This window comes from Pseudomonas fluorescens (assembly GCF_902497995.1).
Taxonomy (GTDB): Bacteria; Pseudomonadota; Gammaproteobacteria; order Pseudomonadales; family Pseudomonadaceae; genus Aquipseudomonas; species Aquipseudomonas fluorescens_BK.
This window is the reverse complement of record NZ_CABVII010000045.1, coordinates 19,462-27,023: the sequence shown is the minus strand read 5'-3', so window position 1 is coordinate 27,023 and position 7,562 is coordinate 19,462. Positions and strand designations below refer to the sequence as shown.

Sequence of the window (7,562 nt, the reverse complement as noted above, 5' to 3'; positions counted from 1 at the left end):
TATGCGGCCATGACCCATGAGCGCGTGTTCGACTACCGTCCGGGCGAAGTCTACTGGTGCACCGCCGACGTCGGCTGGATCACCGGCCACACCTACATCGTCTACGGCCCGCTGGCCAACGGCGCGATCACGCTGCTGTTCGAAGGCGTGCCGAACTATCCGGACATCACCCGGGTGGCGAAGATCGTCGACAAGCACCAGGTCAATATCCTCTACACCGCGCCGACCGCGATTCGCGCGATGATGGCGTCCGGCACTGCCGCTGTTGAAGGTGCGGATGGCAGCAGCTTGCGTCTGCTGGGTTCGGTCGGTGAGCCGATCAACCCGGAAGCCTGGGATTGGTACTACAAGAATGTCGGTCAGTCGCGTTGCCCGATCGTCGACACCTGGTGGCAGACCGAAACCGGCGCGACCCTGATGAGCCCGTTGCCGGGCGCTCACGGCCTCAAGCCGGGGTCTGCGGCGCGGCCGTTCTTCGGCGTGGTGCCGGCCCTGGTGGACAACCTGGGCAACATCCTCGAAGGCGTGGCCGAGGGCAACCTGGTGATTCTCGATTCGTGGCCGGGCCAGGCGCGTACGCTGTATCGCGACCATGACCGCTTCGTCGACACCTACTTCAAGACCTTCCGCGGCATGTACTTCACCGGTGACGGTGCGCGGCGTGATGCAGACGGTTACTATTGGATCACCGGGCGTGTGGATGACGTGCTCAACGTGTCCGGGCACCGCATGGGGACGGCCGAGATCGAAAGCGCGATGGTCGCTCACCCGAAAGTCGCCGAGGCTGCGGTGGTCGGTGTGCCGCATGACATCAAGGGGCAGGGGATTTATGTTTATGTCACGTTGATTGCAGGCGAAGAGACCAGCGAGCAACTACGCCTGGAATTGAAAAACTGGGTGCGTAAAGAGATTGGGCCGATTGCTTCGCCGGATGTGATCCAGTGGGCGCCGGGGCTGCCGAAGACGCGTTCGGGCAAGATCATGCGGCGGATTTTGCGCAAGATTGCGACGGCGGAATACGATGGGTTGGGGGATATCTCCACCCTGGCGGATCCGGGTGTGGTGCAGCATTTGATTGATACGCATAGGACGATGAACGTCGCTTAATCGCGGTTCTTGAGTCATCGAAGCCCCGCCCGGCATTGCGCCTGGTGGGGCTTTTTTTGTCTGGGTTTTTTTGTGTTGTCTGTTCTGGCCTCTTCGCGGGCAAGCCCGCTCCCACATTGAATTTGGGCAGGGCACAAATGATGTGTTCGTTGGAGATCAAATGTGGGAGCGGGCTTGCTCGCGAAGGCGGTCTGACAAGCACCACATAAACAACGACCAATAATTATCGGCTTCATCTGTAGCCCATTTCCCACTGTTACCCGCCACCCTTCAAGTAACTAAATGTGTAACCGCTGGTTCCCATACGGGGCATTGAGAAACGCAAAATCCCATTCCTGCGGTACTTCAACGCGCATAACAAATTAGACGCAACGCTACACTTGCCGGATTAGAAGGCTTTGCCAATAATAGGCCCGCAATTTGCAACTATGATCGGTTCACTGTCTTTTGCTCTTGCATGAAATTGCAAGGCTGTCAACGCGCCCAAACGGCTTTCTCGGTGCTTCTGTAATTTGTTGTCGCATTGAAGAAATATCGGCTTCGGGCCTGTCGTTAGAATGCCGATCACTCGCTCGTCGTTGCTCGCGTTGAAAACAACGTGGGTTTTCCAGGACGCAGCACTGCTTTGCGGTTCCACTCATTTGCATATTGGGCTGTCGCTCACTCTGCCGTTTTAGCCCTTTACCGATGGAGTCCCAAGATGAAGAAACTCGTGCTGCTTGGCGCCCTGGCACTGTCCGTGCTGTCCCTGCCGACGTTCGCTGATGAAAAACCGCTGAAGATCGGTATCGAGGCGGCTTACCCTCCGTTCGCTTCCAAGGCGCCGGACGGCAGCATCGTGGGTTTCGACTACGACATCGGCAACGCCCTGTGCGAAGAGATGAAGGTCAAGTGCACCTGGGTCGAGCAAGAGTTCGACGGCCTGATCCCGGCCCTCAAGGTGCGCAAGATCGACGCGATCCTGTCGTCCATGTCGATCACCGAAGACCGCAAGAAGTCCGTGGACTTCACCAACAAGTACTACAACACCCCGGCGCGCCTGGTCATGAAGGCCGGCACCCCGGTCAGCGACAGCCTGGCTGAGCTCAAGGGCAAGAACATCGGCGTGCAACGGGGTTCGATCCACGAGCGTTTCGCCCGCGAAGTCCTGGCGCCGCTGGGTGCCGAGATCAAGCCGTACGGTTCGCAGAACGAAATCTACCTCGACGTGGCGGCCGGTCGCCTCGACGGCACCGTGGCAGACGCTACGCTGCTGAATGACGGCTTCCTGAAAACCGACGCCGGCAAAGGTTTCGCGTTCGTCGGCCCGGCCTTCACCGACGTCAAGTACTTCGGCGACGGCGTGGGTATCGCGGTGCGCAAGGGTGACGCGCTCAAAGACAAGATCAACACCGCGATCACGGCCATTCGCGAGAACGGCAAGTACAAGCAAATCCAGGACAAGTACTTCGCCTTCGATATCTACGGCAAGTAATACGTCCCGGCGACAAGTCCGAAATGGCGCAAGCAACAGGATCTCTGAGGTTTGCGCCATTTTTTCATCCCCCTTTTCGAGGACCTGAATCATGTTGAAAGGCTACGGGGCTGTCATCCTCGATGGCGCATGGCTGACGCTTCAGCTCGCCTTGTCGTCCATGGTCCTGGCGATTGTTCTGGGTCTGATCGGCGTTGCGCTGCGTCTGTCCCCGATTCGCTGGCTGGCCTGGCTGGGCGATCTGTATTCGACGGTGATCCGCGGGATTCCCGACCTGGTGCTGATCCTGCTGATTTTCTACGGGGGGCAGGACCTGCTCAACCGCGTCGCGCCGCTGCTCGGCTTTGACGACTACATTGACCTGAACCCGTTGGCTGCCGGTATCGGCACCTTGGGCTTCATCTTCGGCGCGTACCTGTCGGAGACCTTCCGTGGTGCCTTCATGGCGATTCCCAAGGGGCAGGCCGAAGCCGGCGTGGCGTACGGCATGAGCAGTGTTCAGGTGTTCTTCCGGGTGTTGGTGCCGCAGATGATTCGCCTGGCGATTCCGGGTTTCACCAACAACTGGCTGGTCCTGACCAAGGCCACCGCACTGATTTCGGTGGTGGGGCTGCAAGACATGATGTTCAAGGCCAAGCAGGCGGCAGATGCCACCCGCGAGCCTTTCACCTTCTTCCTCGCGGTGGCGGCGATGTACCTGGTGATCACCAGTGTCTCGTTGCTGGCATTGCGTCATCTTGAGAAGCGCTACTCGGTAGGCGTAAGGGCGGCTGATCTATGATCTTCGACTACAACGTCATTTGGGAGGCCTTGCCGCTGTACTTCGGCGGCCTGGTGACCACCCTCAAACTGCTCGCGCTGTCGCTGTTTTTCGGCCTGCTGTGTGCCTTGCCGCTGGGCTTGATGCGCGTCTCGAAGAACTCGGTCGTCAACTTGAGCGCCTGGCTTTTCACCTACGTGATCCGCGGCACGCCGATGCTGGTGCAGCTGTTCCTGATCTACTACGGTCTGGCGCAATTCGAAGCGGTACGTGAAAGCTTCCTCTGGCCGTGGCTGTCCAGCGCCACGTTCTGTGCCTGCCTGGCGTTCGCCATCAATACCAGCGCCTACACCGCCGAAATCATCGCCGGCAGCCTGCGCGCTACGCCCCATGGCGAGATCGAAGCGGCCAAGGCCATGGGCATGTCGCGCTACAAGATGTACAAGCGCATCCTGCTGCCGTCGGCCCTGCGCCGGGCGCTGCCGCAGTACAGCAACGAAGTGATCATGATGCTGCAGACCACCAGTCTGGCCTCCATCGTGACCCTGATCGACATCACTGGTGCCGCGCGCACGGTCAACGCCCAGTTCTACTTGCCGTTCGAAGCCTACATCACCGCCGGTGTGTTCTACCTGTGCCTGACCTTCATCCTGGTGAAGTTGTTCAAACTGGCCGAGCGCCGCTGGCTGGGCTATCTGGCCCCGCGGAAGCACTGATATGGAACGCATCGATCATGCATTGCCGTGGAGCCACCTGGGCAGCGAACGCCAGATTTCGGTGTTCCGCTTCGGCACTGGAGAGCGCAAGGCCTATATCCAGGCCAGCCTGCACGCCGATGAATTGCCGGGGATGCGCACGGCCTGGGAGCTGAAAAAGCGCCTGGCCGAACTCGAAGCCCAGGGCTTGCTCAACGGCGTGATCGAGCTGGTGCCGGTGGCCAATCCACTGGGCCTCGGTCAACTGCTTCAGGGTAACCATCAGGGGCGCTTTGAAGCCGGCAGCGGCAAGAATTTCAACCGGGATTTCGTCGAACTGAGCGAGCCCGTGGCCGCTGAGCTGCAAGGGCACCTGGGTGATGATCCTCACGCCAATATCCGTTTGATCCGTGAAACCATGAGCGACGTGCTGGCTGCCTTGCCGCCTGCCGAGAGTCAGTTGCAAGGCATGCAGCGCATTTTGCTCAGCCATGCCTGCACCGCCGATGTGGTGCTGGATTTGCACTGCGATTGCGAAGCGGCGCTGCACATGTATGCCTTGCCGCAACACTGGCCGCATTGGCGTTCGTTAGCCGCGCACTTGAATGTCAAGGTCGGTCTGCTGGCGGAAGATTCCGGTGGCAGCTCCTTTGATGAAGCGTGTTCGCTGCCATGGCTGCGTCTGTCGCGTCTGTTTCCGGATGCCCAGATTCCACTGGCCTGCCTGGCGACGACCATCGAGTTGGGCGGCCAATCCGATACCGGTCGCCCAGAGGCGCAGGCTTACGCCGAAGGCATTCTGGCGTTCCTTGCTGAGCAAGGCTTGATCAGCGGTGAGTGGCCAAGTCCTGCGCAAGAGGCTTGCGAAGGCATGCCGTTCGAAGGCACCGAATTACTGTTCGCGCCGCACCCTGGCGTGATCAGCTTTTTGCGCAAACCCGGCGAGTGGATCGAAGCCGGCGACGAGATTTTCGAAGTGATCGATCCGTTATCGGATCGGGTCAGCACGGTGTGTGCTGGTACGTCCGGGGTGCTGTTTGCCATTGAACGGCTGCGTTATGCCCAACCCGGTTTCTGGCTGGCCAAGGTGGCGGGGCGCGAAGCGCTGCGTCACGGGCGCTTGCTCAACGACTGACTGACTGTTTTTGTGAGAACCGACCGCATGTACAAACTTGAAGTCCAAGACCTGCATAAACGCTATGGCAGTCACGAAGTGCTCAAGGGCGTGTCCCTGAAAGCGGCGGCTGGCGATGTGATCAGCATCATCGGCTCCAGTGGCTCCGGCAAAAGTACCTTCCTGCGCTGCATCAACCTGCTCGAGCAGCCCCACGCCGGCAAGATTCTGCTCAACAACGAAGAGCTGAAACTGGTGGCGAACAAGGACGGCGCGTTGAAGGCGGCCGACCCGAAACAGTTGCAACGCATGCGTTCGCGCCTGTCGATGGTGTTCCAGCATTTCAATCTGTGGTCGCACATGACTGCGCTGGAAAACATCATGGAAGCGCCGGTGCACGTGCTCGGCATGTCCAAGGCCGAAGCCCGCGAGAAGGCCGAGCTGTACCTGAACAAGGTCGGCGTGGCGCATCGCAAGGACGCCTACCCCGGCCACATGTCCGGCGGCGAACAGCAGCGCGTGGCGATTGCCCGGGCGCTGGCGATGGAACCCGAAGTGATGCTGTTCGACGAACCGACCTCGGCGCTCGACCCGGAACTGGTCGGCGACGTGTTGAAGGTCATGCAGTCCCTGGCCCTCGAAGGCCGGACCATGGTGGTGGTGACGCACGAAATGGGCTTCGCCCGGGAAGTGTCGAACCAGCTGGTGTTCCTGCACAAAGGTATCGTCGAAGAGTGCGGCAACCCGCGTGAGGTGCTGGTCAATCCACAGTCCGAGCGCCTGCAACAATTCCTATCGGGCAGCCTGAAGTAATCGCTCCCGTTACGCACCGGGATAGTGCATGCTTCGCAACCTGGAGGCTGGCCCCCGATCCCCCTGTAGGAGCGAGGCTTGCCCGCGAAAGCGGTGGTTCAATCAACATCGTTGCTATCTGAACCACCGCTTTCGCGGGCAAGCCTCGCTCCTACAGGGGGACCTCTGTTGGTTTGAGATGTGCGTTCATTTACGGGCTAGCATTGACCCCGTGCCTTCATCACCGTTTTCGTTTTCGGATTGCCCGCCCATGACTGCCCATCGAATTGGTTTCCTGATTTGGCCCAGCACTAAAGCATTGACGCTTGCGCTGGCTGAGGAGGCCTTGCGTGTTGCCCAGCGTGTGCATCCGGACGTGGTCTACGAACTGTCGTTCCTGCAGGCCGAACCGCAGGGCGAAGGCGCCTGGCAATTGCCGGGTGAACCCTGGGCCGGCAAGCTCGAAAATTTCCAGAAACTGTTCCTGCTCGCCGATGAGCCACCGACCACCCTGGCGCCGGCGCTCAGCAGCGCATTGAAGCAACTGGTGCGCGCCGGTTGCGTGATCGGCGGATTGTCGGCCGGTGTTTACCCGTTGGCGCAACTGGGTTTGCTCGACGGTTATCGCGCCGCCGTGCACTGGCGCTGGCAGGACGATTTTGCCGAGCGCTTCCCGAAAGTCATTGCCACCAGTCATCTGTTCGACTGGGATCGCGATCGACTCACTGCGTGCGGCGGCTTGTCGGTGCTGGATCTGTTGCTGGCGGTGCTGGCCCGTGATCACGGTGCGGAACTGGCCGGTGCGGTCTCCGAAGAGCTGGTGGTGGAGCGCATCCGCGAGGGCGGTGAGCGCCAACGCATTCCACTGCAGAACCGCCTCGGTTCCAGCCATCCCAAGCTCACCCAGGCGGTGTTGCTGATGGAAGCCAACATCGAAGAACCGCTGACCACCGACGAAATCGCCCAGCATGTGTGCGTGTCCCGTCGGCAGCTGGAGCGCATCTTCAAGCAATACCTCAACCGTGTGCCGAGCCAGTACTACCTGGAGCTGCGCCTGAACAAGGCCCGGCAGATGCTGATGCAAACCAGCAAGTCGATCATCCAGATCGGCTTGTCGTGTGGCTTTTCCTCGGGGCCGCATTTCTCCAGCGCCTATCGCAACTTCTTCGGCGCCACGCCGCGGGAAGACCGCAACCAGCGACGCAGCAGCAGTCCGTTCGAGTTGTCGTCGGTGCCGTCGGAGCGCGGCTGATTCCTGACTGAACAGGCCATGGACATGACTCCATGGCCCTGGGTGACTGGCACGATTCATTCACATCATGTTGCTGGTCGCTGCTCAAGGTCACGCGTCCGGTTTTGCCTGCGTGCCCATTCGACGCGTCTCTGTGTCCCTGAAGGTTGTGCAAATCAACGACTGACGAACAGCCCTGTGGGAGCGGCGGTGCGACGATTCGACTTGCCCGCGATGGACGTTAACGATAAGGCGTGCTGCCTGGATGGACGCGTCGCCCTCAGGTTTTTCGCGAGCAAGCTCGCTCCAACAGGGGATGTGCGGTGGCCGTGCGGATTTTGTCGGCAATAAAAATGCTTCCTGGCAACGCTGCCGCTAATCCCGTCGGA

The 7,562-nt window shown here is 60.1% G+C and carries 7 protein-coding genes; all 7 read left to right on the top strand.

From position 1 onward, the window contains the following. The coding region (locus F8N80_RS30400; protein ID WP_150785303.1) for an AMP-binding protein at nt 1-1,107 on the top strand (1,107 nt) is incomplete at its 5' end. 700 nt (nt 1,108-1,807) lie between these two features. Then, nucleotides 1,808-2,581 carry an ABC transporter substrate-binding protein gene (locus tag F8N80_RS30390; RefSeq protein WP_150748484.1) on the top strand — a complete coding sequence of 258 codons (774 nt, stop codon included), beginning with the start codon at nt 1,808-1,810 and terminating at the stop codon, nt 2,579-2,581. A 91-nt stretch (nt 2,582-2,672) separates the two neighbouring features. Then, the gene (locus F8N80_RS30385) at nt 2,673-3,362 is read left to right on the top strand and encodes an ABC transporter permease (protein WP_150748483.1); all 690 of its coding nucleotides are present in this window, start codon (nt 2,673-2,675) and stop codon (nt 3,360-3,362) included. After that, nucleotides 3,359-4,057, top strand: a complete 699-nt coding sequence (locus F8N80_RS30380; protein WP_150748482.1) for an ABC transporter permease — start codon at nt 3,359-3,361, stop codon at nt 4,055-4,057. Before F8N80_RS30385 ends, F8N80_RS30380 begins: the two co-directional genes overlap by 4 nt. 1 nt (nt 4,058) lies before the next feature. After that, on the top strand, nt 4,059-5,171 hold the full coding sequence (locus F8N80_RS30375; RefSeq protein ID WP_150748481.1) for a M14 family metallopeptidase: 1,113 nt from the start codon (nt 4,059-4,061) through the stop codon (nt 5,169-5,171). Nucleotides 5,172-5,198: 27 nt separating this feature from the next. Then, a complete protein-coding gene (locus tag F8N80_RS30370) occupies nt 5,199-5,963 on the top strand; it encodes an ABC transporter ATP-binding protein (protein ID WP_150748480.1) in 765 nt (254 codons plus the stop codon). 250 nt (nt 5,964-6,213) lie between these two features. Then, entirely contained in the window at nt 6,214-7,194 is a 981-nt protein-coding gene (argR, locus tag F8N80_RS30365) for a transcriptional regulator ArgR (protein WP_150748479.1), read from the top strand. Nucleotides 7,195-7,562 lie beyond the last annotated feature (368 nt).